Source organism: Staphylococcus sp. GDY8P57P (assembly GCF_017892585.1).
GTDB lineage: Bacteria > Bacillota > Bacilli > Staphylococcales > Staphylococcaceae > Staphylococcus > Staphylococcus borealis.
Window position 1 is genome coordinate 39,544 of sequence record NZ_JAESLK010000005.1, and the last position, 15,046, is coordinate 54,589.

Here is a 15,046-nt window from a genome sequence, read left to right on the forward strand (position 1 = left end):
ACTTTTTAGCATAAAATGTAAATACTTAGCTATATATTATCACGTGATATCAGAAAATTAAATAGAATTTTCTGATTTTTTAGAAAGGTTGATTAGGTATATGAAAGTGGCAAAATTCGGCGGTAGTTCAGTTTCAAATGCAACACAAATAAAAAAAGTCCTAGATATCGTAAATAGTGACCCAGAACGTAAAATTATCATTGTATCTGCACCAGGAAAGCGACACAAAGATGATGTTAAAACGACAGATCTTCTTGTTCGATTATACGAAAAAGTGCTAAATAACCTTAATTATCAGGATAAAAAGAAAGAAATTATTCAACGATATGCTGATATCTTACAAGAATTGGATATGGATACGTCGTTATTAACTGTGATTGACGAGACATTAGAAGAAATTATTTCAACTTTAAAAGAAGAACCTTTAAGATTGTATGATGCACTTCTATCTTGTGGCGAAAATTTTAATGCACAATTAATTGCCTCATATAATGATTCACAAGGCTTTAAAACGACTTATCTTTCACCTAAAGATGCAGGTATTCTAGTAACAGATTTACCACAGCAAGCACAAATTTTAGAAGAAGCATATGAACAGATAAGTAAATTAAGAGATATTGAAGGCAAAATTATTATCCCTGGATTCTTTGGTGTATCAAAGAATAACTACGTTGTTACCTTCCCTAGAGGTGGTTCTGACATTACGGGTGCAATTATTGCTAGAGGAATTAGAGCATCTCTTTACGAGAACTTCACTGATGTATCAGGTATTTTCAAAGCGAATCCAAATATTATTCAAAACCCCGATCTTATTGAAGAGATTACCTATCGTGAAATGCGTGAATTGTCTTATGCAGGATTTAGCGTCTTCCATGATGAAGCCTTGCAACCACTTTATAAACATAGAATTCCAGTGGTTATAAAAAATACCAATCGCCCACAAGATAAAGGAACATTTATTCGCCATGATAGAGATGTAAGTGATAAAAATGTCATTATTGGTATTAGTTGTGATAAAGGATTTACTGTAATTAACATTAAAAAATATTTAATGAACAGACAAGTTGGCTTCACTCGTAAGGTACTTGAAATATTAGAAGACTATAATATTTCATTCGACCATATGCCTTCAGGGATTGATAGCATCAGTATCATTCTCCGTACGCATCAATTAAAAGGTAAAGAGAAAGATGTACTCAATGCGATTCGTAAACGTTGTGATGTCGATGAATTAAGTATCGAGCATGATCTAGCCATATTAATGATTGTTGGCGAAGGTATGAATAAAGCGATTGGCACAGCGAACACTATCACGCATGCCTTAGCAGAATCCAATATCAATTTAAAAATGATTAACCAAGGGTCATCAGAAATTTCAATGATGTTTGGTATTTCAATTGAAGATGCAGATAAAGCTGTTTTGTCTACATATGAATATTGTTATCACGGCGTTTGTTTAAAAAACTTAAATAAGCGAGCATAATTAAAAACATCTAGTATTTAAGTAATCATGTTCCTTTACATTTTACTTAAATATTAGATGTTTTTTATGAATGATTATTGGCTAAAGCTTCTTTTATACGTTGCTCACCCACAACTACTTTCAAAATTACAAATTGATAATAGCTTAAAGAGTCTAAAACCATTTTGTAGTTAGGTAATTGATGATAGTTTTGGTTATCTAATAAATCATACATTAATACAATTTCTGGCTTAATATAATCTACGCCCCACGTCAATGAATGAAAGTATATGCTATTCATAGGAATACGAATATTATTATCAAGTCTAAATATCCATTCTTCATTCACCACATCATAAATGAAGATATTTATTAACAATTGTTGGTTAAACGTAATATCTATGTGCGCTATTTCTGGCACACTTAGTTGATTACGATCCATTAACGCATTATTTTTATCATAATAATTTAATTGATATGTGGAAGGAATTACTTTTAGTACTTCGACGAGTTGCTTGCGCTCTACACAAATGTCGACTCTAGAAGGTAGAATAAAATTATCACTTAAAAATAACTGCATTGCGACTTCCCCGTGAAATTTGAATGAAGTACGACATTTATTTTTTAATATTTTAACTAGCTCTTCTACATGTTGTTGATGTTCCATATTACTACCTCCAAAGGAAACGCTTTCATATACTAATTATACATATACTGATTTGAGTTTTCAATTTACGAATTGTGAAGTATTGTTAAAAATGATGTTAAAAAAATGATTGATATGACTAATAATTAGATTATTTTTATTAATTTAACAATTTAACTTAATTTATATTTTGTTGAACTACGCAAATATAATAGATATAATTTATATGTTATTTCATATCACTCACGTCTTTAAGATTACAATAAATGAGTGATATAAAATGAAAAATTCGAACATAGGTGATGAATTATGACATTAACAATTATCTTGGTTGTTATCATCGTTATTCTTATTTTAGCGTTCATCTTAAATCAACGTTATATGCAAGATAGAGTTGATACAGAAGTTTACGCGAGAAATCAGATGGTAACAAAGAATGCGTCGCTTAGTAATGAAAATTTAGAACTCAAAAATCAAATGCTTAGTTCTAATAATGACGTAAGCTCACATGCTAAACGAAACGCAAAGCACGTTTTAACTGGCATACTTGATAAGTATAAAGACGAAGGAAAGTTAAAATTCTATGATATTATAACGACAAGTAATTTAGCTACTAAGCATCCTTTCTTTGAATATGCTAGAACGTTTGATTATATCGTCGTTTCAGATGTTGGTTTAATCAATATTGATGTCAAAAACTGGAAACAAAAGACATTTTATCACTTTGATGCACCAGTTGACGATGATATGCAAATCGACACAACTGATGTCAATCAAATTGTTGGTCATTATGTTAGCAAACAATATCATAGTCAGTTCGATTCACCACGAAGTGAGATTTATACTTTCATCGAAAAAATCCAAAGTAACCGTGTCATTTATGAATTTTATGATCATGATCCATATGAACAGGCAGCAATTAATTCTAAAATTCTAAAAGACGGTATTGAAAATCACTTTAACCATAAAGTACAAAGTATCGGTGTCGTTTACTTTAGTGATGGTAGTGTCAATATCATTGAAGGTTCAGATGAAAGAGCTCAATATGTGGATACTGTTTCGACTAAGTCATCTCTTGAAGCGGTAATCAAAAATGCAATTGATTTATCTAAGCATCCGCTTTCTGAAGAACAAGTGACTAAAATTGTAAATAGCTTTAATAATTAATGCATTAAACAAGCGATTGACATTCCATCTTTTTACAGATACACGTGTCAATCGCTTAAATTTTTAACTCCATAAATTCACTTTATCTTTTTTAGCTTGTTGTTCGCCTTGTTCGAATATATGACGATATTTGCCATTTGGTGAGAAATACTTTTCACGTGCTAATCCTTTTTTTACTAATTCTTCGTTGTACATCGTGTTATCATTCAACCACACATACGCCAAAGTTCGTCCATAACGATCCTCTTTTTCTTTATCATATTCTAAGTATACATCTTTTCCGTTTAGATGTTGTTTACTATAATTTGACGCTTCTTTACCATAAGGTTGAACTGGTGTGTTAGGTTTTACTGTTTCTGGTGTATCTACACCAATAAGCCTAACTTTAATTTCTTTGCCGTCTTCATTAGTTGCCACAAAGGTATCACCATCTACCACACGTTCTACATGTACTTTTTCTTTATCTTTCATATTAGTAGAATTTGATGAAGATTGCGTGCCACTATTTTTAAATGGACCTGTATGATTAATAAATTGAAAAGCTAAAACGCCTATTACTAAAACTGCTAATACTATGATGCTAAGGGATTTTTTCGAATTCACAGTTGTCACCTACACTTTTAATTTCAATAATAAATATCATATATAAATTAAAATTAATCGTCAATGGCTTCTTAATTTTATTGAACAAAGTTAGACTCAACCTTACACGCAATAAGTGAATTGTTGAGTCATACCATGCTATAATAAATGCGTTAGGAGTGACATAGATGTCTGAGAAAAATGAAAATTTAGTGACAGTTATAGCTGTTATCATAGCTATTATTGTCGGGGTGATTCTTCAAATCGTCTATAAATTACCTATTATTGTATCTGTCGTAGTAGCGATATTATTAGGCGTGTTAGTAGGATTTATTGCTTATATTATTCAATCGATCGTACGTAAAAGAAAAAACAAATAATAACAACAATGACAACACTATTATTTTTAAGGTGACGTATCATATTTGAAATGGCTAATTAAATTGAGAAAGTTGTTATATTCGTTTTTCTCAACTTTAGTTATCATTTCGAGCATGGTACAACAATGAATCGCATAAAACATTTTAGAAGTAAAGCTAATTGGGAGCGAGACTATGAATTAAAATTAAATTCTGTCTAACTCCCACATTTTTTTATATTTAAGGTTAATTTTTAAAATTAGTGGTATGTATAAGAAATACCTTAATTGTATAAAATTAATTATAAAAATGGATGGATTTTTAAGTAGCTACAAAAGCCTCATCATCAAATCAATTAGCGAGGTGTCATTATGGAAATTATAGACGTCATTATAGATCATCACGGTCTAATATATAAAGTTCAAACACAAAATGGCAATGTATTCGAGCATACCTTGTCAAAAGACACCCCTCCAGATAAAGTAGCGCAAGTGTTACGTTTATTAGCTACTCATGTCGACAATTTAGAAAAGCAAGAAAAGAATAAGTAATATATTTAAAATGTCGCGCTCAACTTCAACGTACGCGATTTTTTGTAAACAAAATGCAGAACATAAAATCATCTGTTTTCGGTTACTGAAGTATAGTAACCTAAACACAGTTTTATGTTCTGCACTTTTATGCAGTCTATTTGATGAAATTAATCCAATACTATATCCAACCTTTATCGTTCGCTTTTTTCCAAGCATCAAAACGATTCTCCGCTTCGAGCTTATCAATAATGTTAGACATATAATTTCTTACTGTCCCATTTGAAAGATAAAGCTTATCCGCAATTTCTTTATTACTTAACCCTTCTCCAATCTCACGTAGTACTACTTGCTCTTTATGCGTTAGAGGATTGGCCTCTTTAAATAAAGATGTCATTAAAGATGTACTATATTCTTTTTCGCTATTTAAAACTTTGTGAATGGTGGTAACTAAATCGTCGACTGAGCGTTCTTTTAAGACATATGCGTCGACATCGTTTGCAACTGCTCTTTCGAAATAACCAGGCCTTTTGAAAGTCGTAACAATAATTACCTTCGTTTTAACTTTGTGTTCTCTTAATTGCGACAATACCTCTAAGCCTGTCATCCCTGGTATTTCAATATCGAGAATAGCGATGTCGGGCTGATTATGCGTAATGCATTCCAATGCATCAACACCATTATCAAAATCATTGATTACTTTTAAATCATCATGAAATTCAATTAATTGTATCATTGCTTTACGTAACATATTTTGATCTTCTGCAATCACGATTGAAATCATTGTATACCTTCTCTCGGAATCATTATATCGATGGTCGTACCCTGTTTAGAAGTGATATGAATAGTACCGTTTAATAACGCTACCCTATCATTAATACTTTTTAAATTCACTTTATTAGGTTGTTTCAAACCTATACCATTATCACTGATGGTGAATTGAATACCCATGTCATTATTTTCTATTTTCCCGTTAATTTCAGTGGCTTGTGCATGCTTAATCACATTGTTAACTGCTTCTCTAAGTATCATAGATAATATGGTTTGTTTAGTTGGATTAAGAGAACTCGCGCCTCTTTTATTTTCAAAATGAAAGTGAATATTCGCATCCTGTAATATTTGCGCTATTGATTGAATTTCCTCTTCAAAACTTTGTACTTTTAAATTTTCGATAATGTGCCTTACTTTCTCCAATGTTTCTTTCGACATTTCATTTATATTTAAAATTTCTTTCTTAGCGGCTTGAGGATCTTTATCAATCAGTTTCGCTGCTAACTCTGATTTCACACTTAAACTTGCAAATACATGACCTAATGTATCATGCAAATCTTGACCGATTCTGTTGCGTTCTTGCTCTGCAATTAAAATATTAATATATTTATTCTTTTCCTCAATTTGTTGACGATATTGTCTTTCTTTCACAATTTTAAAATTACCAAACAATATCGCTAAAATGACAATATAATATATAATAATACTCACAACATATAAGTGATTGGAATGTATAGTTGTGATGATGATACAAGCAATCATTGAACTTATTAATAAAACAAATTCGATTGATTTAATCCCTTTTTTAAATAAAAATGGTATTGCAAAAGCACTGAAGAAGAAAAATAAGCTCAATGACGGATTATATGCATATACAAAATAGATAATCGCTAAAAAGTGAATAATGAATAAAATTAAGTTCATTCGGTGGCTTAATGTTTCATGAAATAGAATTAACCCTGCATATGCAATCGTAAAAATGATGACTATACAAAGATTAATGAAAAAGCTTTCATGTCTCCACGTTAAATATAAACCATAATAAGGAAATATTAAGTAAATTAAAGATGAAATTTCTCCCATTTTAGCGCCTAAACTACGTTTCATTTAATCCACCTCTTTCTTCTTATTAATTAATAATGCAATACCTAAAAAAATAATGCTATAAATACCTAAAATAAGGAACGATTGAAGATTAAAGCCATGACCTTTACCTAGTTCAAGCGCCAAATGACGTAAATGATACGTTGGTGTTAACTTAGTAATGGTTTGCATCCAATCTGGAAACGTACTTACTGGGAACCATAAACCGCCAATAATCGCTAAAACAATATTAAGTAAATTTGCTATACTACTCGCTTTCTGTGTTTCATTAAATTGCGTAATAATTAAACCTAAAGTTAGAAACATGCTAGCACCTAACCATAGTGTTACACCAGATAAGATCCATTCACTTGGTTTAAGTGATACACCTTTATAGAAATGGGCCACACTATATAAAAGTACAATTGAAATAAAAAATAAAGTCATTGTTTTAAGTATTTTAGCTAAATAATAATTTAGTGCAGTGATGGGTGTAGATATTATTTTTTTATACCATCCATTATTCCTTTCATCTATAATTTCTAATGGAAATTGCATTAAACAGAAGCCCATTAAACTAAATACAGTCATACTATACATATATTCTTTATAAAAAACTTTTTTTGCATCTTCTGGCATATCAATTAAAGATGTAAATAGTAAGTAGAACGCAAGCGGAAAAACAAATGCCATAAATGACGAAAATTTACGTCGCAACAATAATTTATATTCAAAATTGAGTAAAGTCATTGTCTTTAACATAAGCTATTGCACCACACTTTCTTCATTTGAAAACATATGTTCCAGTAAAGATTTCTTATAAATTGTAATTTGGTTTAAATCTATTTGGATTTTAATTAAGTTCATAATGACTGACTCAACATTTTCTGAATGTATTTTTAAATTATTATTCATAATATCTATATGGTATATTTCTGAAAGTTGATGATATTGGTCTTCTGTATATTTCATGACTTCAATAATAGAATTATTTTGACTAAACAAGATATTTTGCGGTGTATCATTAAGTTTAACCTTACCGTGCTCTATATACACAACTTTGTCAGCCATCCTTTCGACTTCTTCAATATAATGAGACGTATACAATATGGTCATTCCATCTTGTTTGAGATGACTAATCAAATTCCAAAAATGTTCCCTCGTTTCAATATCCATTGAAGTGGTGGGTTCATCTAATATTAAGAATTGAGGCTTTCCTATTAAAATGAGTACAAAATCTAATATTCTTCTTTGCCTCCTGATAATTTATTAGCATATTGATTCATTTGGACATCCGTAAAATGCGTTAATCTTTGAAACGTTTCAAATGTCATGGGATTTGGATATAATTGTGCATATAAATGATATAACTCTTTCACTTTAATGAGCTTAGGCAAATGTGTAGTTTGAAATAATATCCCCATATTCTTCGACGAAATTAGATTTGATGTATCCTCAATAGATCCACTATTCACATGTTTATGACCAATTAGTATATCAATTAATGTTGACTTGCCTGCGCCATTTTTTCCGATTAAAGCTGTACATTTTCCTTCTTCGATATTTAAAGTAATGTTATCTAATATAGTCTTCAGGCCAAACGATTTATTCAATTGGTTGATATTTATCATTACGAACTCACATCCTTATCATTTATACATCTATCTTATTCTTTTATCGAAGCTGAAATTAGTTCATAATGTCATGACTTTAATATGACATTTGTCATAGTAAAATGATGACAAAATAGCAAAAAAGATTAAGCAACTCAGTGTCGCTTAATCTCATAAATAGGTTAATCCATTAGATTTAATAGAGAAACAAAATGCCTTCTCCATTTAACCGGCAATGACCGACAAGTAATCTTATTAGATTAGTTTGTGTATGTTCTTATTCTGAATACTATAAAATTGGTGATACTAATTTTGCTATATCTTCTTTTATTTTAATTGAAAGTGGACGTTTATTATATGCGTCTAATGTTAATAATTTAGATTTTTTAATATCTTCTTCATAAGCAGTTCTAATTTGTTTGGCGATATTTTCATCATAGATAAATGCATTCACTTCAAAATTTAATGCGAAACTACGATAGTCCATGTTAGCGGAACCAACACTGCATATTTCATCATCAATTATCATAACTTTAGAGTGGATAAAACCATTTTGATACGTATAAATTTTCACACCACTATGTAATAGTTCAGCAGCATTTGAAAACGTCGCCCAATATACGAATGGATGATCTGGTTTACATGGAATCATTAAATGTACATCTACGCCAGCATTCGCCGCCATTTTCAGTGCATTGATATAGGATTGATCTGGAATAAAGTAAGGACTTTGCATATAAATAGATTTTTTGGCGCTCATAATCATTTTAGTATAGCCGTACTCTATTTGATGTAACTCAAAAGCAGGTCCACTTGAAGCAATTTGTATAGCTGATTTACCTTTATGCTGATTCTTTTCAGGGAAATATTTCTCATCATATTCAAATTGTGGACGATGTGCTTGTGAATTCCAATCTAAAATAAAACGTATTTGTAATGCATCGATGGCATTACCTTCAACACGAATATGCGTATCTCTCCAGTACCCTAACTTACCAAGTCCTAAATAATCATCACCAATATTAAATCCTCCGATGTATCCTACTTGTCCATCAATAATTATAATCTTTCTATGATTCCGGTTATTCATTCTAAAATTGACAAGTGGGAACTTAGAGGCAAAAAAGGCTTCAACTTCGCCACCTAGTGATTGGAAATGATGAAATTTTGACATTCTTACTTTCTTAGAACCCACATCATCATATAATATTTTAACTTCCAAACCTTCTTTAAGTTTTGTTTCTAATGCATCTATTATACGATGACCTAAGCCATCAAGTTCAAATGTATAATATTCTAAATGAATGTAGTCTTTCGCATTATAAATATCTTCAATCACTTTGTCGTAAAGCTTGTGGCCATCCGTAAATAAATCAATATGATTTTCTTCTGTTAGAAATGCATCTTGCTTGTTTAATAACATTCTAATAAGATCCCTATGTTTCGTTACTTGCTGATTATGAGTTTGATAACGATATGCATCGAATTGTTTAACTTGTTCATCTACTAGATCTTTAAATGTATCCAATTCTTTACCATTATTTTTCTCCATTTTCCTTTTTGAAACTGTTCTTCCAAAAAATAAATAGAGTATAAACCCGATTAATGGTAAAACAAATAATACAAAGAGCCATGCCCATGTTGATGATGCACTACGTCTATTTCTTTCTAAAAAAATGATAATAAATGCTAATATTAGATTTATCACAAATCCTAGTGCTAATATAATCGTAAAAAACGTCCCCAAATCTGGGCCGAACATAAATTTCATAAAATAATACTCCTATTTAATTTTATAATTTGGATTTATCTATTCAATCAATATATTACTTGGCATTTAATATTATAATTGCGTTAAGTACTTCTTCATTATTGGGGAATTTACGTTCTTCTACTTTATCAATCGAAATATTCAAAACTTCATATTGGCTACCTTCATCACTTTCAAGATATACATTAATCTCTTTTTCTAGCTCATCCAGAGTTTTTTCTTGAATTTTTTTAAATTTGATTTTGCTCATTTTATAACACTCCATTTCAACTTATTTGTTTAAATCATAGTCTTTTTACATTTAAATCGCAAATAAATTTACACTTCACCTTTTTAATTAAAACGCTTACAATTTTATATTTAAAATATTAAATTCACATAAGTGCTAAATTATTGTATACTAAAGTCATTCTATTAAATTTTCAGAATAATTAAACTATTTAGATTGTGGGGTATTATATGATTTCTTTTGAAAATGACTACCTTGAAGGTGCACATGAAAACGTATTACAACGATTACTTGATACCAATTTAATCCAGGCCTCTGGTTATGGTGATGATCAATTTTCAAAGCAAGCAGCAGAAAAAATTAAATCAGCCATTAAGTGTCCAGAAGCGACTGTACGATTCTTAGTTGGCGGTACGCAAACCAATCAAGTTGTGATTAATTCAGTATTAGAGCCATATGAAGGTGTAATTTCAGCGGATACAGGTCATGTCGCCGTACACGAGGGAGGTGCGATTGAATTTAGTGGTCATAAAGTGTTAGCAATACCATCTCATGAAGGTAAAATCAGACCAAAAGAAGTGAATGAATATTTAGATACATTTTACAATGATTTCAAACGCGAACACATGGTTTTTCCTGGAATGGTCTATATTTCGCATCCGACAGAATACGGTACTTTATATACTAAAGAGGAATTGAAAAATCTTTCCGATGTATGCAAAGAACATCAAGTACCACTATTTATGGACGGTGCACGTTTAGGTTATGGCTTAATGAGTGATCAAAGTGATTTGACTTTTGAAGATATTGCTAAATACTGCGATATCTTTTATATAGGTGGTACTAAAATAGGTGCGCTATGTGGTGAAGCCATCGTGTTCACTAAAAACAATGAACCAAAACACTTTACCACTCGAATCAAACAACATGGTGCATTACTTGCTAAAGGTCGCTTAGTAGGCGTACAATTTCTGGAATTATTCACTAATAATTTATACTTAGATATTAGCCGTCATGCCATCAATATGGCTAATAAAATGAAAAAAGGATTCCTTGAAAAAGGCTATCAACTCTACTTCGATTCACCTACCAATCAACAATTCTTCGTGCTAAGTGAAGAAAAGATTAATGAATTGAAACAAAAAGTGAAGTTCGCGATTTGGGAGAAATATGACGATAATCATCGTGTCGTACGATTTGCGACAAGTTGGGCTACTACCGAAGAAAATGTAGATAAGTTATTAGAGTTAATTTGATAATAGAGAAACAGGACTTCCTGAAAAGGAAATCCTGTTTTTTAATGTAGCTTATAATAAATACCGGCTATAATTACAATTAATCCAAAGAGTGCTATAATTTTTTCTTTTTTAGATGGCTCTCGTTTTTCTATAGTGACTTTAATATTAAATTCCACTTTTTTATTCTCCTTATAAAAGTTTAAGCAATCATGTTAATCACATTCACTACCACGTTAACATTGAATTTTAAGTGGGAGTGGGGCAGAATTCTTTTAAATTCGTCGTCCCACCCCAACTTGCTTTGCTTGTAGAATTTCTTCATGAAATTCTCTTTGTTGGGGCCCCGCCCGCAAGGATGACTAGAACTGAGAAAAGCTTGAATTAAGTGCTTTCTCAGTTCAGTCAGCTACTGCGAATTTGCAAAATAGCTTCATTATATTATTTTTGTTTCGGACTCTTGTTTTATTATATTAGTCACCTATAGTTTAGAGTACTGCCCTTTATCATACGCCTATTCTATTAATAACTTTTTGATAAGCTTCAAGCACTTGTGGATACAGATAAATTACTCTAGATCCAACCCGGCGAGTTACTTCAACAATTTCAGGTTCACAGACTATTTTATTTTGAAGCGTTGATTTACTTAATCCAGTTAAAGTTACTAAATCTTTAATACCTACTGAAGCATATTGTCTCTTATAATTATGCAATATATTATCTAGTTTCTCTTCAATCAATTTATGCATAAAATCTTCGTCAATATGGATTGTTATATTACTCATACTGTTCACTCCATCTATTTTAAATTACTCATTGTTTTAAGTTAATTTATTAAGCTGGTTATTAAAGTCAGTAATACTAATATAAATATACCTATAGTTAAATATAGAGATATTTGCTCCCTGTTGAATTTCATGTTGTTAAACACTCCTTTTATTTCTTAAAAAATTAACCATAGCTAACAATAAAGTAACTACATTAATATAAAAAGTTAACTTTCTTCTCATATCTCTACTCATAAAATTCATCTTCTTATAAATTATTAACTATTTCATACGTCTTACTTGTGTCTATAGTTCTCAGACTTTGAGACCAACTTTTTATTTAATTATATTATATTAATTTTATAATATAACACACAAGTGTAATTTGAATTTTATTGCAAGATATTGAAGCGCATTTTAGTTCAGCAATTAAATTAGGATTTTCCTATTATGTCTACAATTTGATCATCAAAGTTTTCTACACCTGATTCACTAAGCATTGAACGCGTTTCATTTCTCATTTGAGATAATGCCTTCTCAGCTTTTAATGCTTCATTCTCTTTCAAAAGTTTTTCTATCTCATATTGGCTTTTTTGGTCTTTATTCATCTTGGCCAGTTTTTCAGCTTCTTGAATAGCGTCTTTAATACGCTCATCAGATTTTCTTCTTTCTCTAGCTAGACGGTCTTTAATCATTTGAGATACTTCTTCTTGGGAAAATGTTTTCTCATTTTGTTGGGTTTGTTCATTAGGTGTTTCTAAATTCTCATTGCTTTTTGTTTCTTCAGTAATATTACTTTGGTTGTTTTCCATGAGATATACCTCCGTTTATAGTCTGTCGACTTTTCATTCCATACTTGCTTTTATAACGTCATCAGCACGTTTTGGACATAAAAAATAACCTTCCGTAGAAGGTTAAAAAAGTGTATAAAAATAGCACCACTTTCTATTTATTAGTCTAGAAATGATGCTATTTTTAATACCACGCATATAAATATTTAATAGGAAATTTATTTTCCTCAATAAAATCTAAGATTGCAAGAAACGATTTATTTCTATAAGTTAAAATATTTTTTTTAATTTCTAATTTAGACAAACTATATTCTTTTACTTCTGAACTTAATTTATTAACAGCTATCTCGCCTTTACCGTTTTTAATGTCATCTTGTGGTACATATTCATATCTGATAATTTGTTCATCTTCATATAATTTTCTTAATATAAGCACCTGTTTCACCTTACTTATTCAATATATCTTGAGTAATCATATTTTCTTTCCACAATTTTATGAGCGTCTATATACTTATAATTATACTTATTCATTAAATAATGTTCAAGGGCTTCATGACGTAATAGAACCAAGTCTTGCTCTTTAATATTTTTACCTTCTCTCAAACGCTGCCAACTTACAGCAATATAATAATCTGGATGAAATCTATTAATACCACCATCTAAACTATATTTGTTTATAAAAAGATGCTCATATGCTCTTTTCACTAAATTTTTATTTAATTTGGTATTTCTAGAAATAATATCAATTTCTATTTTCTTATTTCTTCGACGTACTGACTGATAATATACATTAGCATGCTTATTTCTCTTTTTTTGATAAGGATCATTAGTATCATTTAACGCTCCTGAAGGTTTTGGTATTCTTTCTATTTGTTCTACCTGATACTTATATGTATTTTCTTTATAGAATTTATCCCGCCAGTTTCCCAAATGGGGCACTGTAGTACTTCTGCACCAAGGGTGCATTGGTGGAGCATTAACTCCAGGTATCATATCTTTAACTTTAAATACCTTGCCATTTAAAGAGTGACATATTTTAGATGTTTTCTTGTCTATTTTAGCCACATATTTATATTCGCCATCTTCACCCAATTCTTTTAGATAAGTTAGCTTCTGTGATTCAGACTGCACACGTGCTGATTCAGTAATTAATAATCTGCTAGCATTAAATGTTGTGGTATTAGTTTGCTTTTTAAACTCAGATACGTACTCATTAGGATGTCTACCTCTAAGCAACACATTACTCGTTGTTCTTTCCACTTCTTTTTGAACTACAGCCATATCTTGCCATAATCTTGTAGACCATTTCACACCTTTAAAGTTACTGTTAACAACCGCTTTTACTTCAGTGTCATCAATTTTCACATGTTCCCCAAGTATATGTGCTTGTCTTTCAACTTCTCTATCCACTGCCTCAACTAACTTATTTTCTAGCTTATCTTGAATATCCAAAGTAGAATCTTTGACTATCAAATCTAATTGTTGCTTTAATAGTTTTTCTCTAGATACTTTCATAGTCAAGTTATAAAGTTTAAGTGCTTTGTTTGCTTCATTGCTAAAATCTCTACGCTTCACATATTTTTTAGCTTTGTTTCGAAACGCATATACATCAAAGTCATCTGCTTTTTTCATGACTTCTTGAATGGTTAATCCAGTATTCGTTGCATATTTTGCATAAAAGGCGAGTAGTTCCCTCATTTTTTCTGTATACATTAGCATAATTATGCGTTCTATTTCTGAAGTAGCTTGGGCATAACAAATTAATGTTTAGTAATATACCTATGAAATTGATTGAAAAGGTTAAAACAAAATTCAAAAGTATTACTAAAAAAAGTATAGTCATGTAACTAAAAAAATGAATGATGATGCTAAAAATAACTTTGAGAAGTATATTAAGAATGTATTTTAAAGTGTACTTGACCAAAACTTGACCAATTTCAATTTCTTCACAAAAATGGTCAAGTAAATTTAGCTTTTCCAACAAGAAAAAGAAGCTAAGGCAAAATGCCTTAACTCCTTATACCACTAAGTCTTTCCCCG

15 protein-coding genes and 4 pseudogenes are annotated in these 15,046 nt (G+C 30.5%); 5 read left to right on the plus strand and 14 right to left on the minus strand.

The features are described from left to right. Window positions 1-100: 100 nt before the first annotated feature. Window positions 101-1,483 (plus strand): aspartate kinase, encoded by a 1,383-nt coding sequence (locus KA878_RS02225; protein WP_053029384.1) that lies wholly within the window; start codon window positions 101-103, stop codon window positions 1,481-1,483. Window positions 1,484-1,547: 64 nt separating this feature from the next. Here KA878_RS02225 and KA878_RS02230 read toward each other — a convergent pair whose 3' ends face one another. Then, the gene (locus KA878_RS02230; protein WP_075108756.1) at window positions 1,548-2,129 is read right to left on the minus strand and encodes a hypothetical protein; all 582 of its coding nucleotides are present in this window, start codon (window positions 2,127-2,129) and stop codon (window positions 1,548-1,550) included. Between the two features lie 288 nt (window positions 2,130-2,417). Between KA878_RS02230 and KA878_RS02235 the strand changes: the two genes are divergently transcribed. Beyond that, window positions 2,418-3,275, plus strand: a complete 858-nt coding sequence (locus KA878_RS02235; protein WP_070855566.1) for a hypothetical protein — start codon at window positions 2,418-2,420, stop codon at window positions 3,273-3,275. A gap of 63 nt (window positions 3,276-3,338) precedes the next feature. Here KA878_RS02235 and nucI read toward each other — a convergent pair whose 3' ends face one another. Next, window positions 3,339-3,878, minus strand: coding sequence for a thermonuclease NucI (gene nucI, locus KA878_RS02240; protein ID WP_193839389.1), 540 nt, complete (start codon window positions 3,876-3,878; stop codon window positions 3,339-3,341). Between the two features lie 167 nt (window positions 3,879-4,045). On the opposite strand from nucI, the gene KA878_RS02245 reads away from it, so the two are divergent. Then, entirely contained in the window at window positions 4,046-4,237 is a 192-nt protein-coding gene (locus KA878_RS02245; RefSeq protein WP_053029380.1) for a hypothetical protein, read from the plus strand. 350 nt (window positions 4,238-4,587) lie between these two features. Further along, window positions 4,588-4,767 carry a hypothetical protein gene (locus KA878_RS02250; protein ID WP_193839390.1) on the plus strand — a complete coding sequence of 60 codons (180 nt, stop codon included), beginning with the start codon at window positions 4,588-4,590 and terminating at the stop codon, window positions 4,765-4,767. A 160-nt stretch (window positions 4,768-4,927) separates the two neighbouring features. Here KA878_RS02250 and KA878_RS02255 read toward each other — a convergent pair whose 3' ends face one another. The 6 genes and pseudogenes from KA878_RS02255 to KA878_RS02280 all read right to left on the minus strand — a co-directional run bounded on the left by KA878_RS02255 (window position 4,928) and on the right by KA878_RS02280 (window position 10,234). After that, on the minus strand, window positions 4,928-5,530 hold the full coding sequence (locus KA878_RS02255) for a response regulator transcription factor (RefSeq protein WP_193839391.1): 603 nt from the start codon (window positions 5,528-5,530) through the stop codon (window positions 4,928-4,930). Further along, window positions 5,527-6,624: a sensor histidine kinase gene (locus KA878_RS02260; RefSeq protein WP_193839392.1), complete on the minus strand. Its 1,098-nt coding sequence runs from the start codon at window positions 6,622-6,624 to the stop codon at window positions 5,527-5,529. The genes KA878_RS02255 and KA878_RS02260 overlap by 4 nt, the downstream gene beginning before the upstream one ends. Further along, window positions 6,625-7,362 carry an ABC transporter permease gene (locus KA878_RS02265; RefSeq protein ID WP_075108761.1) on the minus strand — a complete coding sequence of 246 codons (738 nt, stop codon included), beginning with the start codon at window positions 7,360-7,362 and terminating at the stop codon, window positions 6,625-6,627. It lies immediately after the preceding gene. Between the two features lie 3 nt (window positions 7,363-7,365). Further along, window positions 7,366-8,231, minus strand: a pseudogene (locus KA878_RS02270) (ABC transporter ATP-binding protein). A 271-nt stretch (window positions 8,232-8,502) separates the two neighbouring features. After that, window positions 8,503-9,984 carry a cardiolipin synthase gene (gene cls, locus KA878_RS02275; RefSeq protein ID WP_193839393.1) on the minus strand — a complete coding sequence of 494 codons (1,482 nt, stop codon included), beginning with the start codon at window positions 9,982-9,984 and terminating at the stop codon, window positions 8,503-8,505. Between the two features lie 55 nt (window positions 9,985-10,039). Then, the gene (locus KA878_RS02280; RefSeq protein WP_075109291.1) at window positions 10,040-10,234 is read right to left on the minus strand and encodes a hypothetical protein; all 195 of its coding nucleotides are present in this window, start codon (window positions 10,232-10,234) and stop codon (window positions 10,040-10,042) included. 209 nt (window positions 10,235-10,443) lie between these two features. Here KA878_RS02280 and KA878_RS02285 point away from each other — a divergent pair, with 209 nt between their 5' ends. Then, on the plus strand, window positions 10,444-11,469 hold the full coding sequence (locus KA878_RS02285; RefSeq protein WP_075109290.1) for a threonine aldolase family protein: 1,026 nt from the start codon (window positions 10,444-10,446) through the stop codon (window positions 11,467-11,469). Window positions 11,470-11,954: 485 nt separating this feature from the next. On the opposite strand, the gene KA878_RS02290 is transcribed toward KA878_RS02285, so the two are convergent. From KA878_RS02290 to KA878_RS02305, 6 genes and pseudogenes are all read right to left on the minus strand, one after another. Then, window positions 11,955-12,233 (minus strand): hypothetical protein, encoded by a 279-nt coding sequence (locus tag KA878_RS02290; RefSeq protein ID WP_193839394.1) that lies wholly within the window; start codon window positions 12,231-12,233, stop codon window positions 11,955-11,957. A gap of 416 nt (window positions 12,234-12,649) precedes the next feature. Next, window positions 12,650-13,027: a DUF4355 domain-containing protein gene (locus KA878_RS02295; protein ID WP_193839395.1), complete on the minus strand. Its 378-nt coding sequence runs from the start codon at window positions 13,025-13,027 to the stop codon at window positions 12,650-12,652. After that, window positions 13,018-13,111, minus strand: a pseudogene (locus KA878_RS14265) (hypothetical protein); the annotation flags it as partial. The pseudogene KA878_RS14265 and the gene KA878_RS02295, both read right to left, overlap by 10 nt. 79 nt (window positions 13,112-13,190) lie before the next feature. After that, window positions 13,191-13,442: a hypothetical protein gene (locus tag KA878_RS02300; RefSeq protein ID WP_053018922.1), complete on the minus strand. Its 252-nt coding sequence runs from the start codon at window positions 13,440-13,442 to the stop codon at window positions 13,191-13,193. A 137-nt stretch (window positions 13,443-13,579) separates the two neighbouring features. Beyond that, window positions 13,580-13,642 (minus strand): annotated as a pseudogene (locus KA878_RS14620) (phage head morphogenesis protein); the annotation flags it as partial. Window positions 13,643-13,869: 227 nt separating this feature from the next. Further along, window positions 13,870-14,767: pseudogene (locus KA878_RS02305) on the minus strand (minor capsid protein); the annotation flags it as partial. Between the last annotated feature and the right edge of the window lie 279 nt (window positions 14,768-15,046).